7 protein-coding genes are annotated in these 16,383 nt (G+C 62.0%); all 7 read left to right on the forward strand.

The window, feature by feature from the left end; all coding sequences use genetic code 11:
• The first annotated feature begins 15 nt into the window (after window positions 1-15).
• From CBW65_RS18905 to CBW65_RS18935, 7 genes are read left to right on the forward strand one after another with little or no spacing between them, the layout of a single operon-like run.
• A complete protein-coding gene (locus tag CBW65_RS18905) occupies window positions 16-6,561 on the forward strand; it encodes a non-ribosomal peptide synthetase (protein ID WP_087458156.1) in 6,546 nt (2,181 codons plus the stop codon).
• A gap of 40 nt (window positions 6,562-6,601) precedes the next feature.
• Window positions 6,602-9,844: a non-ribosomal peptide synthetase gene (locus CBW65_RS18910; protein WP_157722059.1), complete on the forward strand. Its 3,243-nt coding sequence runs from the start codon at window positions 6,602-6,604 to the stop codon at window positions 9,842-9,844.
• Complete coding sequence (locus tag CBW65_RS18915; protein ID WP_408646508.1) at window positions 9,841-11,187, forward strand: NAD(P)-dependent oxidoreductase; 1,347 nt, start codon at window positions 9,841-9,843, stop codon at window positions 11,185-11,187. Before CBW65_RS18910 ends, CBW65_RS18915 begins: the two co-directional genes overlap by 4 nt.
• 18 nt (window positions 11,188-11,205) lie before the next feature.
• A complete protein-coding gene (gene preA, locus CBW65_RS18920) occupies window positions 11,206-12,471 on the forward strand; it encodes an NAD-dependent dihydropyrimidine dehydrogenase subunit PreA (RefSeq protein WP_087458159.1) in 1,266 nt (421 codons plus the stop codon).
• A complete protein-coding gene (hydA, locus tag CBW65_RS18925; RefSeq protein WP_087458160.1) occupies window positions 12,468-13,853 on the forward strand; it encodes a dihydropyrimidinase in 1,386 nt (461 codons plus the stop codon). Before preA ends, hydA begins: the two co-directional genes overlap by 4 nt.
• A 14-nt stretch (window positions 13,854-13,867) precedes the next feature.
• The gene (locus CBW65_RS18930) at window positions 13,868-14,752 is read left to right on the forward strand and encodes a nitrilase-related carbon-nitrogen hydrolase (RefSeq protein WP_408646509.1); all 885 of its coding nucleotides are present in this window, start codon (window positions 13,868-13,870) and stop codon (window positions 14,750-14,752) included.
• A gap of 24 nt (window positions 14,753-14,776) precedes the next feature.
• Complete coding sequence (locus tag CBW65_RS18935) at window positions 14,777-16,291, forward strand: NCS1 family nucleobase:cation symporter-1 (RefSeq protein ID WP_087458162.1); 1,515 nt, start codon at window positions 14,777-14,779, stop codon at window positions 16,289-16,291.
• Window positions 16,292-16,383 lie beyond the last annotated feature (92 nt).

A 16,383-nucleotide genomic window follows, 5' to 3' on the forward strand; every position in this document is an offset into this window, starting at 1 on the left:
AGGTGTAAGCAAACGATGGACAACAACAAAACAGACATCCAAGAGAAGCGTTCCACACTCACCGCCGCCCAGCGCGAACTGCTCAAGCGGCGGATGCGCGGGGAAGCAACCGCCCCGGCGGCCGTCAAGCCCAGCGGCATCCCGCGCCGCCCGGCCGGCGACATTCCGCTCAGCTTCTCGCAGCAGCGCGTCTGGCTGCTCGATCAGCTGGAGCCGGGCACGGCGACTTACAACATCCCGTACGCTGTCCAGATGACAGGCGATCTGCGCCTCGACGTGCTGGAGCGGGCGCTGAACGAAATCGTCGCCCGCCACGAAGCGCTGCGCACCGTCTTCACCGCCGGAGAAGAGGAGGCGGTGCAGACCGTCCTTCCGCACCTGACGCTGACCGTCCCGCTGATCGACTTGACCGCGCTGCCCGCAGGGGAGCGCGAGGCGGAGACGGCACGGCTGACCGAACAGGAATCGAAGCGTCCGTTCGATCTGGCGGCTGGCCCGATGCTGCGGGCCACCGTCCTGCAGCACGGGGCGGACGCATACACCCTCGTGCTCGTCATCCACCACATCATCGGCGACGGCTGGTCGTTTGGCGTGCTGATCCGCGAGATGGCGGCGCTGTACGATGCCTTTTTGACCGGCCGCCCGTCACCGCTGGAAGCGCTGCCTGTGCAGTACGGCGATTTTGCCCACTGGCAGCGCGAGTGGATGCAAGGGGAGGTCTTGCAAAAGCAGCTCGGGTACTGGAAAGACCAGCTCGGGCAGGAGCTGACCACCTTGCATCTGCCGACCGACCGTTCGCGTCCCGCGATGCAGACCTTTACTGGTGCCTTATACGATTTTTGGCTGCCAAAAGAGCTGGAGCACAGGCTGGAAGCGTTGGGCAAAGGGGAAGGCGCCACGCTCTACATGACCCTGCTCGCCGCGTTCAAAACGCTGCTCTACCGCTACACGATGCAGGAGGACATCACCGTCGGCTCGCCGATCGCCAACCGCAACAAAGGGGAGATCGAAGGGCTGATCGGCTTTTTCGTCAACACGCTTGTCATGCGCACCGGAGTTGGGGGCGATCTGTCCTTCCGCGATGTGCTGTCCCGTGTGAAAGAGACGGCGGTGGGGGCGTTTGCCAACCAAGACCTGCCGTTTGAAAAACTGGTCGAAGAGCTCCAGCCGGAGCGCAACATGAGCTACTCGCCGTTGTTCCAAGTGATGTTCGCTTTGCAAAACGCGCCCGTGCCGGAGCTGAAGCTCTCCGGGCTGCACCTGCAGGCGCAGGAACTGGACAGCGGCACCTCCAAATTTGACCTGTCCTTATACATGATGCAAAAGGAAAGCGGCCTGCTGGCGCGCTTTGAATACAACACCGACCTGTTCGACCGCGCCACGATGGAGCGGATGGGGAAGCATCTGCACAACCTGCTGGACAGCATCCTCAGCGATGCGGGGCAGACGATCGCCACGCTGCCGCTGCTCACCGCGCAGGAAGCGTCTCTGTTCGCCGGGGAATGGAACGGCCCGCAAGCCGATTTCCCGCAGGAGGAGACGGTCTATAGCTTGTTTGAAGCACAGGCGGCCAGAACGCCAGACGCGCCGGCCGTTTTGTTTGAAAATCAGACCTTGACCTTCGGCGAGCTCAACGCCCGCGCCAACCAAGTGGCGCGCTACCTGCAGAAGCAGGGCGTGACGCCGCAGGGGCTGGTCGGGATCTCGATGGAGCGCACGCCGGAGATGATCACCGCGCTGCTTGGCATCATGAAGACAGGCGCGGCCTACGTGCCGGTCGACCCCGGCTACCCGGAAGAGCGCAAAGCGTACATGCTGGAAGACTCCGGCGTAAACTTGCTGCTCACCCAGTCCCGCGTGCTGGAGACGCTGCCCGTTCATTCGGCGAAAGCGGTCTGCCTCGACACCGACTGGGCGGAGATCGCAGAGGAGAGCCAAGACAACCTCGGCGTGCAACCCGATCCCTCCAGCATCTGGTACGTGCTCTACACGTCCGGCTCGACAGGCAAGCCCAAAGGCGTGGAAGGCACGTACCGCGCGATGGTCAACCGCTTCCAGTGGATGTGGAACTCCTACCCGTTTGCGGCAGGAGATGTCTGCTCGCAGAAAACGTCGCTCAACTTCGGCGACTCGATCTGGGAGATCTGGGGCCCGCTGTTGCAAGGGGTGCCGCTGGTGATCTTCAGCGACCTGACCGTCAAGGACATCGAGCAGTTTGTTCCGGCTTTGCGCACACACAAAGTCACACGGATCGTGCTCGTCCCGTCCTTGCTGCGCGCTTTGCTCGACACGTATGACGACTTGCAACAGGAACTGCCCGACCTGAAATTCTGGGTCTGCTCCGGCGAGGCTTTGACGGTCGAGCTGACCCAGCGCTTCCACAAGGCGCTGCCCGCTGCCCAACTGCTCAACCTCTACGGCTCGACCGAAGTGGCGGCCGACGTCACGTATTACGAGACGGAAAAGGTGCTGCCAGGCGCAGTGAACATCCCGATTGGGCGTCCGATCGCCAACGCCGAGCTGTACATCCTCGACCGCAACCTGCAGCAGGTGCCGATCGGCGTGCCGGGCGAGCTGTGCGCAGGCGGGGCGGTGCTTGCTCGCGGTTACTATAAACGTCCCGATTTGACGGCGGAGCGTTTCCTGCCCAATCCGTTTGGGCAAGGGCGTCTGTTCAAAACGGGCGACGTCGTGCGCTGGCTGCCGGACGGCAACATCGAGTTCCTCGGCCGCGTCGACAATCAGGTGAAGGTTCGCGGGTTCCGCATTGAGCTCGGCGAGATCGAAGCGGCGCTGATTCAGCATGACGATGTGCACTCGACGATCGTCACGGTGCGCGAAGACATTCCGGGCGACAAACGCCTTGTCGCCTACTCCGTGCCGCTTGAAGGAGCAGAAGTGAGCGCAGGCGACCTGCGCCAGTTTTTGCAAAACAAGCTGCCGGAGTACATGGTGCCGTCCGCGTTTGTCATGCTCGAAGCGCTGCCGCTGACGCCAAGCGGCAAAATCAACCGGCTGGCGCTGCCGGCTCCCGATGGAGCAGCAGGACAGGCGGAACGCCCGTTTGTCGCGCCGCGAACCGCTGTGGAAGCGGAACTGGCGGCGATCTGGCAGGAAGTCTTGCGTCTGGAACAGGTGAGCGCCGATGCCCACTTCTTTGAGCTTGGCGGCCACTCGCTCTTGGCGACGCAGATCTTGTCCCGCGTGCGGCGGGCGTTCGAAGTATCGCTGCCGTTGAAGCTGTTCTTTGAAGCGCCGACCTTGCAAGCGTTGGCCGAACAGATCGAAGCGGCCCAAAGCGAAGGCAAAGGCCTGCAGACACCGCCTGTCCTGCCTCAGCCGCGCGCAGAATACATGCCGATGTCCTCTTCGCAGGAGCGCTTGTGGTTCTTCGAGCAGCTGCAGCCGGGGACACCGACGTACAACATCCCGGAAGTGGTGCGGATCCAAGGGGCGATCGATTTCGATGCGCTGCAGTCCGCCTTGAATGAACTGGTGCGCCGCCATGAAAACCTGCGCACCTCGTTCCACATGGTCGGAGGACAGCCCGTGCAGAAGATCGAGCCGTTCACGCCGCGCCCGCTTCCGGTGATCGACCTGCAAGGCCTGCCGGAAACAGAGCGGTACCCGCGCGGGAAGGAGCTGGCGACCGAACTGTACAAACGGCCGTTTACGCTGTCTGACGGCGCACCGTTCTCGCTGACGCTCCTGCGCTTGTCGGAGCAGGATCACATTTTGGTGCTGATGATGCACCACATCATCACCGACGGCTGGTCGATGAGCCGGATCTATCAGGAGACGCTGGCCTTGTACGACCGTTACTCGCAAGGGGAAGTGTCCGATCTGCCGGAACTCCCTGTGCAATATGCCGACTATGCGGTTTGGCAGCGCGAGTTGCTGAACGGGGCAGGGCTGGACGGACAGCTGGCGTACTGGCGGGAGCAGCTCCAAGGGCCGCTGCCGGTGCTGCAGTTGCCGACCGACCGTCCTCGTCCCGCACAGCAGACCTTCCGCGGCAATTCGTTCTCCTTTGAAGTGCCGAGAAGCTTGTCGGACGAGCTGCACCTCCTCGCCAGGCAGGAAGGCGTCACGTTGTACATGCTGCTCTTGGCGGCGTTTAACACGCTCTTGTCGCGCTACTCCGGGCAAGAGGACATCCTGCTCGGCTCTCCGGTTGCCAACCGCACTCGGGAAGAAGTCGAAGGGCTGATCGGATTTTTCGTCAACACGATCGTGTTGCGCACCGACCTTTCGGGCGCGCCGACGTTCCGCGAACTGCTCGCCCGCGTCAAGCAGACCACGCTCGACGCCTACGCGAATCAAGATGTACCGTTCGAACGTCTCGTCGAAGCGGTGCGTCCGGAGCGCAGCTCCTCGCACTCCACGCTGATTCAAGCGGTGTTCGCGCTGCTCAACACGCCGGGCTCCGCACTGCAGGTCGAAGGGCTGCAGGTGGAACTGCCGGGCATGACGCTGACCCGCCTCGGGGTGGAGAAAGAGTCGGTCGACTATGATTTTGTGATCAACATGGTCGACAACGAAAACGGGCTGCGCGGCGTGTGCGAATACAACGCCGACCTGTTTGACACCGCGACGATTCAGCGCCTGCTGCGCCATTTCATCGCACTGCTCGGAGCGATTTTGGACAACCCGGAACGCTCGATCACCGAGCTGCCGTTCTTGTCGGAAACGGAGCGGGAGCAGGCGCTCGCCATCGGTGCCAACACCGGGACGCTTGCTCTGCAAGACACGCTCATCCACCACAGCTTCGAGCGCCAGGCGGCGCAAACGCCGGATGCGACCGCTTTGGTTGTCGGCGAAACGCGCCTGTCCTATGCACAGCTCAACCGCCAGGCCAACGCGGTGGCTGCTCGTCTGCAGCAGCTCGGCGTCGTGCCGGGGGCGCTGGTCGGGATCTACATGGACCGCTCGGCCGACATGGTCATCGGCATGCTTGGGGTGTTAAAAGCGGGCGGGGCGTATGTGCCGCTCGACCCGGCGTACCCGCAGGAGCGGGTGCTCTACACGATGGAAGACGCCAAGCTCGCGGTGCTGCTGACCCAAGCGCACCTGCTGCACGACCTGCCGGAGCACGGCGCGGAAAAATTGTGCCTGCCGCTCCCCGAAACGGAGCTGGCGGCGGATGACAATCTGACGTCCGCTGTAATCGAACGCGATCTGGCCTATGTCATCTACACGTCAGGCTCCACGGGACGACCAAAAGGGGTGGCGATCGAACATCGCAGCGCCGCCACGATGATCGAATGGGCCAAGGCCGAATTTTCCCAAGCCGAACTGGCGGGCGTGCTGTTCGCCACGTCGATCTGCTTTGACCTCTCCGTCTTTGAACTGTTCGTGACGCTTGCGGCGGGCGGCACCGTCCTGCTCGCCGAAAACGCGCTGCATCTGCCGGAGCTGGCTGCCAGAGACGACGTGACGCTGATCAACACCGTGCCCTCGGCGATCGCCGAACTGTTGCGCCTGAACGCGATCCCGTCGTCTGTGCGCACGGTCAACCTCGCCGGAGAAGCGTTGCCTTTGCACTTCGTGCAGAAGCTGTACGCCCTCGGCACGGTGGAGAAAGTCTACAACCTGTACGGCCCGTCGGAGGACACGACGTACTCCACGTACGCCATGATCGACCGCGAAACCGCGACGGCGCCGGTCATCGGACGCCCGCTCCCGAACACGCAGGCTTATCTGCTTGACGCGCATCTGCAACCGGTGCCGACGGGCGTGGCCGGCCAGCTCTATCTCGCGGGTGACGGACTGGCGCGCGGCTACTTGGGCCGCGATGACCTTACCGCCGAGAAATTCATTGGTGATCCGTTCTCCGCAGCGCCAGACGCGCGCATGTACGCCACCGGCGACTTGGCACGCTGGCTGCCGGACGGGAATCTGGAGTACTTGGGACGCCTCGACCATCAGGTCAAACTGCGCGGCTTCCGCATCGAGACAGGGGAGATCGAAACGCTCCTGCTCCGCCATGCGGCAGTCCGGGAAGCGCTTGTGCTGTTGCGCGAAGACGAACCGGGCCAGGCACGCCTGACCGCCTACCTCGTCACCGCCGCAGAGGGGGAAACCCCGGAGTCAAACGAACTGCGCAGCCTGCTCAAACAGCAGCTGCCGGAATACATGGTGCCGGGCCACTTTGTGTGCCTGACCGCGTTCCCCTTGTCGCCAAACGGCAAAGTCGACCGCAAGCGCCTGCCTGCGCCGGAGCAGGGGACAGGGGCGGCCACCGACTATGTGGCGCCGCGCAATGAAACGGAAGCAAAGCTCGCCGCGATCTGGCAGGAACTGCTTCGCCTGGAGCGCGTTGGCGTGCATGACAGCTTTTTCGAGATCGGCGGGCATTCCCTGATCGCCACGCGGATGGTTGTTGAGATTCAGGAGACGTTTGGCATCCTTGTGCCGCTGAAGGAGCTGTTTGAAGCGGTGACGATCTCCGAGCTGGCCACCTTGATCGAACAGGTGCAGCTGACCGGCGGCGCAACGGAGCCGGAAAAGCCGGCGATCAAAGCGATGCAGCGCACCGCCCGCACCTCGCGCCGCTCGTAAGCGGGACGCAGATCAACACGAGAAGAGAGGACGATGAAACGTGACCACTTGGGATGCAACGACACAGACTGAAGCGGAAGTATATGTACTTCGGGCATCATTCGCCCAACAGCGGATGTGGATTCTCGACCAACTGGCGCCGGGCAATCCGTTTTACAACATGCCCAACGCCGTGCGCCTGACCGGGAAGCTTGATGCGGACGTGTTGACCGACACGGTCAACGAAGTGATCTATCGTCACGAAACGCTGCGCACTTCCTTTGAGATGCAGGAAGACGGCTTGAAGCAGGTCGTGCACGCGGAGCTGGCCATCGACATCCCACTGACCGACCTGCAGCACCTCCCGGAAGCGGAGCGCTTCGACAAAGGGATGGAGCTGGCGCGGGAAGAGGAGTTCAAGCGACCGTTCGACCTCAGCCAGGCGCCGTTCATTCGCGCCCGCCTGCTCCGGCTGGCCCCGGAAGAACACCTGCTGTTGATCACCTTGCACCATATCATCTCGGACGGCTGGTCGATGGGCGTATTTTTCACCGAGCTGGCGGCGATCTACGACGCGTTCGCCAAAGATCAGCCGGTGCCGTTGCCCGAGCTGTCGATCCAATACGCCGACTTCGCGGAGTGGCAGTACAACCACCTGAGCGGACAAGTGCTGGACGATCAGCTCGGCTACTGGAAAAACAGGCTCAGCGGCTCGGTTCCCGTCTTGCAACTGCCGACCGACAAGCCGCGCCCGGCCGTGCAGTCGAACAATGGCCGGACGTACAACCACTTTCTGAAGCCAGAACTCGTGCAGAAGCTGCAAGCCTTCAACCAGCAGGAGCGCGCCACGCTGTTTATGACTCTGCTAGCCGCCTATCAGGTGCTGCTCGCCCGCTGGACGGGGCAGGAGGACATCTGGGTCGGCACGCCGATCGCCGGTCGCAACGTCAAAGGCATCGAGCAGCTGATCGGCTTCTTCGTCAACACGCTCGTCATGCGCAGCGACCTGTCCGGCAACCCGACGTTCCGCGAGCTTCTGCGCACCGTGCATACCAACGCCCTCGACGCGTTTGCCCATCAGGACCTGCCGTTTGAAAAGCTGGTTGAAGAGCTGGCCCCGGAACGGAACCGCAGCCATCCGCCCCTGTTCCAAGTGATGTTTGCTTTGCAAAACACGCCGCGCGAAGTGGTGCATCTGCAAGACCTGACCATGTCGCCCGTCCGCTATGACAACGGCACATCCAAATTTGACATCTCGCTCAACTGCGTCGAGAAGCCGGAAGGGTTCCTCTGCGCGATCGAATACTGCAGCGACCTGTTTGAAGAAGCGACGATCGTGCGCTTTGTCGAGCACTACGAGAACCTCGTCGGCGCTTTGGTCGACAACCCGGATCAGAAAGTGTTCGAACTGCCGATGCTGACCGACGCAGAGCTGGAGCAGATGCGCCAGTGGAACGGCGAGCTGTCCGCGCCGGTCGACGCCTGCCTGCACGGGAAATTTGAAGAGCAGGCGGCCCGCACGCCGGACAACGTCGCCTTGGAATTTGCCGGAGAGACACTGACCTACCGCGAGCTGAACGCCCGCGCCAATCAGTTGGCGCGCCATCTGCAAACGCTTGGCGTTGGCCCGGAGTCGCTCGTCACGATGTGTGTGGAACGCTCGCTGGAGCTCGTCATCGCGCAGCTCGGCATCCAGAAGGCGGGCGGCGCGTATGTTCCGGTCGATCCGGCCAACCCAGCGGAGCGCACCGCGTTTATCCTGCAGGACACCAACGCGACCGTGATGGTCACGACGTCCGATCTGGCCAAAGGGTTCCCGGCGCATTCCGCTCAGCTCGTCTGCCTCGATTCTGAACGCGAGCTGCTCGCAGGCTATGGGGAAGAGAACGTGGACAGCGGCGTCGCGCCTGACAACCTCGCCTACCTGATCTACACCTCCGGCTCGACTGGAACGCCGAAAGCGGTCGCCGTCGAGCACCGCCACGTCCTGTCCTCACTGCTGGCGACGCAGGAGGAATACGGTTTCCACGAGCACGACGTGGTCACCTGGATCGCGTCGGCGGCGTTTGACATTGCTGTCTTCGAGCTGATGAGCCCGCTGCTCGCCGGTGGACGGGCGTTGATCATGTCGCGCGACCAGATCCTGAACATGGAGCAGCTGCTGTTTGACCTGCAGCGCGTCACGGTGATGCACTGTGTGCCGAGCCTGATGCGCCGCATCGTCGACGGAGTGAAACTTGCCCGGCAGCACGGCGCGCAGTACGACAAGCTGCGCCTGCTGTTCAGCGGCGGGGACACCGTGCCGCCGCAGCTGCTGCACGATCTGAACGACACCTTCTCGTCGGCCGGCGTGCATGTGCTGTACGGCCCGACCGAAGCGTCGATCCTCGCGACCGCCCATCATGTCAAGCGTGGCGAGACCAGGGAAGACCGCAACTGGATCGGCAAGCGCTTTAGCAACGCAAAGCTTTATGTCTGCGATGCATACGGCCAGCCTGCGCCGCTTGGCGTGCCGGGCGAACTGCATATCGGCGGGCATGGCGTGGCGCGCGGCTACTTCGGCCGCGACGAGCTGACCGCCGAGAAGTTCATCACCGTCGACGGCCAGCGCCGCTACAAATCGGGCGACCTCGTGCGCTACTTGCCGGACGGCACGCTGGAATTCCTCGGCCGCATCGACGGCCAGGTGAAGATCCGCGGTTTCCGCGTCGAGCTCGGCGAGATCGAAACGGTGCTCACCCAGCATGAAGCGGTCAAGCACGCTGTCCTCTCCGTCTTCGAGCACCAAGGCGACAAGAACCTCGCCGCCTATATTGTGCCGGAGCCGGGGCAGACGGCAGAGGAAGCCGCCCTGCGCGAGTACTTGCAAAACAAGCTGCCCGAATACATGGTGCCGGCGGCGATCGTCTTCCTCGACGCGCTGCCGCTCAACCAAAACGGCAAGATCGACCGCAAAGCGCTTCCGGCGCCCGATGCGGTGTTGACGGCGGCGACCCGTCCGTACGTCGAACCGCGCACGCCGCTCGAAGAGCAGGTGGCTGCTATTTTTGCCGATCTGCTTGGCGTGGAGCAGGTCGGGGCGGAAGACAACTTCTTTGACCGCGGCGGCCACTCGCTCCTGGCGACGATGGCGGTGTCGCGCCTGAAAGAGGCGTTCAAGATCGACTTCAACCTGTCCGACCTGTTTGAAACGGCGACCGTCGAAGGCATCGCCGCGAAGATCGAATCCAAGCAAGGCGTCGCTGCCGGCGGTGCAACGGCGATCAAGCGCGTGGACAGAGGCGCGCTCCGAGGAGGCAAATGATGAGCCTAAACGTCAATTTCTACGAAGTGATGCCCCCGCTGAATCCGAAAGAAGTGCTGGATGAAGCGAACCGCTGCCTGTACTGCTATGACGCTCCTTGCGTGCAGGCTTGCCCGACCGGCATCGACATCCCGTCCTTTATCAAAAAAATTGCCTCAGGCAATCTCCTCGGCTCGGCGCGCACGATCATGGAAGCCAATCCGGTCGGCGCGTCCTGCGCCCGGGTCTGCCCGACATCTGAGCTCTGCGAAGGGGCTTGCGTCCTGAACAGCGAGTCGGACAAGTCAATCTTGATCGGCCTGCTCCAGCGCCATGTCACCGACTGGGCGATGGAAACGAAAACACAGCTGTTCACCGCCGGGGAGCCAAACGGCCGCAGCGTCGCCATCGTCGGCGCCGGCCCGGCCGGGCTGTCTGCAGCCCGCGAGCTGGCGCGGTACGGCTATGAGGTCACCGTCTATGAAGCAAAAGAGCAGGGAGGCGGCTTGAACACGTACGGCATCGTCTCGTTCCGCCTGCCGCAGGACATCCCGCAGTGGGAAGTCGAGCAGATCGAAGCGCTGGGCGTAGCGTTCCGCTATGGCGTCCGCGTTGGCGCTGACATTTCCGCCGACGAGCTGCTGGCGAACCACCACGCCGTGCTGCTCGCGCCGGGCATGGGCGCTGTGCCGCAGCTGAACATCGCAGGCGAAACGCTTGACGGTGTGCTCGACGCGATCGCTTTTGTGGAAGAAACCAAAACCCAAGCCCTGCGCCAAGACTTCATCGGCAAAAAAGTCGCCGTCATCGGCGCAGGCAACACGGCGATTGACGCCGCGACCTGCTCCAAGCGCCTCGGCGCGGACGTGGTGCAGATTCATTACCGCCGCACTGAGCAGGAGATGACCGCGTATGAGTTTGAGTTTGAATTTGCCAAGCAAGACGGCGTGGAGTTCCGCTGGCTGACAGCGCCGACGCGCATTGTAGGCGTTGACGGGCGCGTGACCGGCGTGGAGATGATCGCGATGGAGCTCGGCGAGCCGGATGAAAAAGGCCGCCGCCGTCCTTTGCCAGTGGCCGGAAGCGAGCAGGTGGTCGCCGTTGATTATGTGATCAAAGCGATCGGCCAGACCCGTTTGCTGCCGCTGATCGAAGCGTTTGGGCTGGATCATGAATCCGGCATCCCGACGCTCGATCCGGCGACGCTGCAAACGTCCCGCGAGCGCGTTTACGCGGCCGGAGACTTTATCTTCGGCGGGCAAGGCGGCACCGACGCGATGGTCGTCTCCGCTGCCCAGCAAGGCAAGCAGGCTGCACGCGCCATGCATGAAGCGCTGCAACACCAAGCCGCACTGTCGGTCTAACCAAGGAGGCCTATTTCGATGGCGGATTTACGTATTGAACTGGGCGGCATCAAGTCGCCCAACCCGTTCTGGCTGGCCTCTGCGCCGCCTACCAACACCGGATACCAAGTGCTGCGCGCGTTCGAAGCGGGCTGGGGCGGCGCGGTCTGGAAAACGCTTGGCGATCCGATCGTCAACGTCTCCTCCCGCTACGGCGGCTACCGCGTCGGCAACCAGCGCCTGATGGGGCTGAACAACATCGAGCTGATCACCGACCGCCCGCTGGAAGTGAACTTAAAAGAGATGGAAGAAGTGAAAAAACGCTTCCCTGATCGCGCCTTGATCGCCTCGCTGATGGTCGATCCGGTCCGCGAAGTCTGGCATGAGATCGTCAAAAAAGTCGAAGCGGCCGGCGTCGACGGGCTGGAGATCAACTTCGGCTGCCCGCATGGCATGGCGGAGCGCGGCATGGGCGCAGCGGTTGGGCAGCATCCGGAGCTGGTCCGCCAGCAGACGGAGTGGATCAAAGAGGTGGCGACCACGCCGGTGATCGTCAAACTGACGCCAAACATCACCGACATCCGCTACACCGCCCGCGCCGCGCGCGAAGGCGGGGCGGACGCGATCTCGATGATCAACACGATCAACTCGCTGATGGGCGTCGACATCGACACCTGGATTCCCCAGCCGCATGTTGACGGCAAAGCTGCACACGGCGGTTACTGCGGCCCGGCGGTCAAACCGATCGCCTTGAACATGGTCGCTGACTGCGCTGCCGACGGGCAAATCGCCTTGCCGATCTCCGGCATCGGCGGCATCTCGACCTGGCGCGACGCGGTGGAATTCATGCTGATGGGCTCCTCGAACGTGCAGGTCTGCACCGCCGTCATGCACCACGGCTTCCGCATCGTCGAGGACATGATCGACGGGCTGAACAACTACCTCGACAGCAAGGGCATCGAGTCGGTGGTCGAGCTGACCGGGAAATCGGTCGACAAGCTGTCCGACTGGGGCTCGCTGAACCTGAACTACAAAGTCGCGGCCCGCATCGACACCGAGACCTGCATCAACTGCAACAAATGCTACATCTCCTGCGAAGACGCTTCCCACCAGTGCATCGACCGCGTGGAAGACCCGGCGACCGGCAAGCAGATTCTGCAAGTGCGCGAAGACGACTGTGTCGGCTGCAACCTCTGCTCGCTGGTCTGCCCGGTGGACGGAGCGATTGAAATGATCCAGATTGACACCGGCAAGCCGCACCAGACGTGGGGCGAACTGGTACTCGAAAGGGGAACTGCGCGATGAAAAAGCTGATCCAAAACGGCACGGTCGTCACCGCTGCCGACACTTACCAGGCGGACGTGCTGATCGAAGGCGAGCGCGTGATCGCCATCGGACACAACCTTGACGCGGGCGGCGCGGAAGTGATCGACGCGTCCGGCTGCTACCTCTTCCCGGGCGGCATCGACCCGCATACCCACCTCGACATGCCGTTTGGCGGCACGACGACCGCCGATGATTTTGAAACGGGCACCCGCGCCGCAGCGTTTGGCGGCACGACAACGATCGTCGACTTCTGCCTGACTTCCAAAGGTCAGACCTTGTCGGATGCGATCAAAACTTGGCATGGCAAAGCGGACAACAAAGCGGTGATCGACTACGGCTTCCACCTGATGATCGCCGAAGCGAACGACAGCGTGCTCGAGCAGTTGGAGCAGGTGGTCAGCGAAGAAGGAATCACGTCTTTGAAAGTATTTATGGCCTACAAAAACGTCTTCCAGGCGGACGATGAAACGCTGTTCAAAACGCTGATCCGCGCCAAGGAACTCGGCGCGCTCGTCCAAGTCCATGCCGAAAACGGCGACGTGATCGACTACCTGATCAAGCAGGCGCTCGATAATGGCAACACCGACCCGATCTACCACGCCCACACCCGCCCGCCGGTGGCGGAAGGGGAAGCGACCGGCCGCGCGATCGCGCTGACGGCGCTGGCCGACTCGCAGCTCTACGTGGTGCACGTCTCCTGCGCCGAAGCGGTGCAGCGCATCGCCGAAGCCCGCGAGCGCGGTTTGAACGTCTACGGCGAGACCTGCCCGCAGTACCTGGCACTCGACATCTCCTACTTGGAGAAGCCGGACTTCGAAGGCGCGAAATACGTCTGGTCGCCGCCACTGCGTGAGAAATGGAACCAAGACGTTTTGTGGAGCGCTTTGAAAAACGGCATCCTGCAGACGGTCGGCTCCGACCAGTGCTCGTTTAACTTCGAAGGGCAAAAGGATCTCGGCAAAGGCGACTTCACGAAGATTCCCAACGGCGGCCCGCTGATCGAAGACCGCTTCAGCATCCTGTACTCCGAAGGGGCGCACAAAGGGCGCATCTCCCTGAACCAGTTTGTCGACATCACGTCGACCAAGTCGGCCAAACTGTTTGGCATGTTCCCGAAAAAAGGCACCATCGCCGTCGGCTCCGACGCCGACATCGTCATCTTCAACCCGAACGCGACCCGCACGATCTCGGCGAAAACGCACCACATGAACGTCGACTACAACCCGTTTGAAGGCATGGAAGTGAACGGGGAAGTGATCTCCGTGCTCTCGCGCGGCAACTTTGTCGTCCGCGAGCAGGAATATGTCGGCGCGGCAGGCAACGGCCGCTTTATCCGCCGCAACAAATTTCAGCGTCCCTAGGAGGTAGCAGCATCATGCAGAAAGTCAAAATCGGCCTCATCCAAGCCAAACATGAGATCCACGGCGACGAACCGGTCGCTGTGCACAAAGAAGCGGCGATCGCCAAGCACATCGGAATGGTGCGCGACGCGGCCGCACAAGGCGCCAAGATCATCTGCCTGCAGGAGATCTTCTACGGCCCGTACTTCTGCTCGGAGCAAAATCCGAAGTGGTACGAAGCGGCCGAAGAGATCCCGCACGGCCCGACCACCCAGCTGTTCATGCAATTGGCCAAAGAGCTGGAAATGGTGATCATCCTGCCGATCTACGAACGGGAAGGCATCGGCACCCTCTACAACACGGCAGCGGTGATCGACGCGGACGGCTCCTACCTCGGCAAATACCGCAAGCACCACATTCCGCATGTGGAAGCGGGCGAACCGCCACACGGGTTCTGGGAGAAGTTCTACTTCAAGCCGGGCAACCTCGGCTACAACGTGTTTGACACCAAATACGCCAAAGTTGGCGTCTACATCTGCTATGACCGCCACTTCCCGGAAGGCGCGCGCATCCTCGGCCTGAAAGGCGCAGAGATCGTCTTCAACCCGTCGGCGACCGTGGCCGGCACATCGGAGTACCTCTGGCAGCTGGAGCAGCCGGCACATGCGGTGGCGAACGGCTACTACATCGCGGCGATCAACCGCGTTGGCTTCGAAGCGCCGTGGAACATGGGCGAGTTCTATGGCCAGTCCTACCTCGCCGACCCGCGCGGCGCGATGGTGGCGGTGGCGTCCCGCGACGGGGATGAAGTGCTGGTCGCCGAAATGGACAAGCAATTGATCTACGAAGTCCGCCAAAAATGGCAATTCTACCGCGACCGCCGTCCGGAAACGTACGGCGAGATGGCGGAACTCCTGTAACGGGGAAGAGGGAGGCGCTCCAACATGGCGACACAAAGAGAAGAAAACGGCATCGTCACCTTAACGGATGCCGGCACCGCACAGGTGCAGGACTCAGCGCTTTGGAACGATGACCTGCGTCCGACCACGCGTGCCGAGCACAACTGGTCGGGCTGGAGTTTTGCGACACTGTGGATCGGGATGTGCATCTGCATCCCGACCTACACCTTGGCAGCCGGTCTGATTGGACTGGGTATGAGCGTATGGCAATCGATCTTTACTATTTTCTTAGGCAACTTGATCATCATGGTACCGATTCTTTTAAATGCCCACGCCGGCACCAAATTCGGCATCCCGTATCCGGTGTTTGCACGACTGTGGTTCGGCTCGAAAGGCGCGCATCTGCCGGCGATGGCCCGCGCGCTGGTCGGGGCGGGGTGGTTTGGCATCAACGCATGGATCGGCGGCGCTGCGCTCGACACGCTGTTGACAGCGTTTTATGCGGCTTGGGCGAATGTGCCGATGCATACCGGAATCGTGTTTATGCTGTTCTGGGTGCTGACGATGGTCATCGCTTATCGCGGACCGCAAGCGGTGAAGAAGCTGGGGGCGTTTTCCGCGCCGATCCTGGCGATTCTCGCCATCGCGCTGTTCGTCTGGGCGTATCTGAAAGCGGACGGCTTGGGGCCGATGCTGGCCACCCCGTCCAAGTTTGCGACAACCGGCGAGTTTCTGAACGTGTTCTGGCCGGCGCTGACCGGCGTCATCGCCTTCTGGGCGACCTTGGCGCTGAACATCCCGGACTTCTGCCGCTATGCGGTGTCGCAAAAATCGCAGGCCGGCGCGCAACTGCTCACCATGCCGGTCACGATGGCAATTTTCTCCTTCATCGGCGTTGCCGTCACCTCGGCTACCGTTGTGATCTACGGCGAAGCGATCTGGGACCCGGTGGCGCTCTTGGCGAAGTTCCCGCCGTACGTCGTTCTGATCGGCGCGATCGGCATCGTGCTGGCGTCGATCACCGTCAACGTGTCGGCCAACCTCGTAGCTCCGGCCCGCGCGATTGAGAACCTCTGGCCGCGCCGGATCACCTTTGGCGTCGGCGCGGTGGTCACCGGCCTGATCGGGATCGCGATGCAGCCGTGGTTCATCATGGAGAACTTCGGCAACTACATCTTTGGCTGGCTTGGCACCTACGGGGCGCTGCTCGGCCCGATCGACGGCATCGCTGTCGCCGACTACTGGCTGGTGCGCAAGCGCCGCCTCGATCTGGTGGAGCTGTACAAGCCAAACGGCAAATACTCCTATGCGGGCGGCTTTAACATGAAGTCGATGTACGCGCTGCTTGCCGGTATTGGAGCTTCGCTGCTCGGGCTGATCGTTCCGGGCTTGTCCTTCCTCTGGGAAAATGCCTGGACGGTCGGGCTGTTCGTCTCGATGTTTGCTTACTGGTGGCTGATGCGCACCGATGCGAGCTTGTTGACGCAGACGGAGTACGAGCACATCACCGACGTTCAGCGCCAAGGCGGTGTACAGCAAGATCGGAATGTTACCGTCTAAACGCACATAAAATAAAAACGAGATCCTCCTTTTGATTATTTATCAAAGGGAGGATTTTTTTATTCCTTTATATACCGATGTGCTTTACACAC

It is taken from the genome of Tumebacillus avium, assembly GCF_002162355.1.
In the GTDB taxonomy this organism is placed as follows: Bacteria; Bacillota; Bacilli; order Tumebacillales; family Tumebacillaceae; genus Tumebacillus_A; species Tumebacillus_A avium.

Coding starts and splice junctions, on each gene's coding strand:
- CBW65_RS18905 (WP_087458156.1), top strand. CDS start 16: ATGGACAACAACAAAACAGACATCCAAGAGAAGCGTTCCACACTCACC.
- preA (WP_087458159.1), top strand. CDS start 11,206: ATGGCGGATTTACGTATTGAACTGGGCGGCATCAAGTCGCCCAACCCG.
- CBW65_RS18930 (WP_408646509.1), top strand. CDS start 13,868: ATGCAGAAAGTCAAAATCGGCCTCATCCAAGCCAAACATGAGATCCAC.
- hydA (WP_087458160.1), top strand. CDS start 12,468: ATGAAAAAGCTGATCCAAAACGGCACGGTCGTCACCGCTGCCGACACT.
- CBW65_RS18915 (WP_408646508.1), top strand. CDS start 9,841: ATGATGAGCCTAAACGTCAATTTCTACGAAGTGATGCCCCCGCTGAAT.
- CBW65_RS18935 (WP_087458162.1), top strand. CDS start 14,777: ATGGCGACACAAAGAGAAGAAAACGGCATCGTCACCTTAACGGATGCC.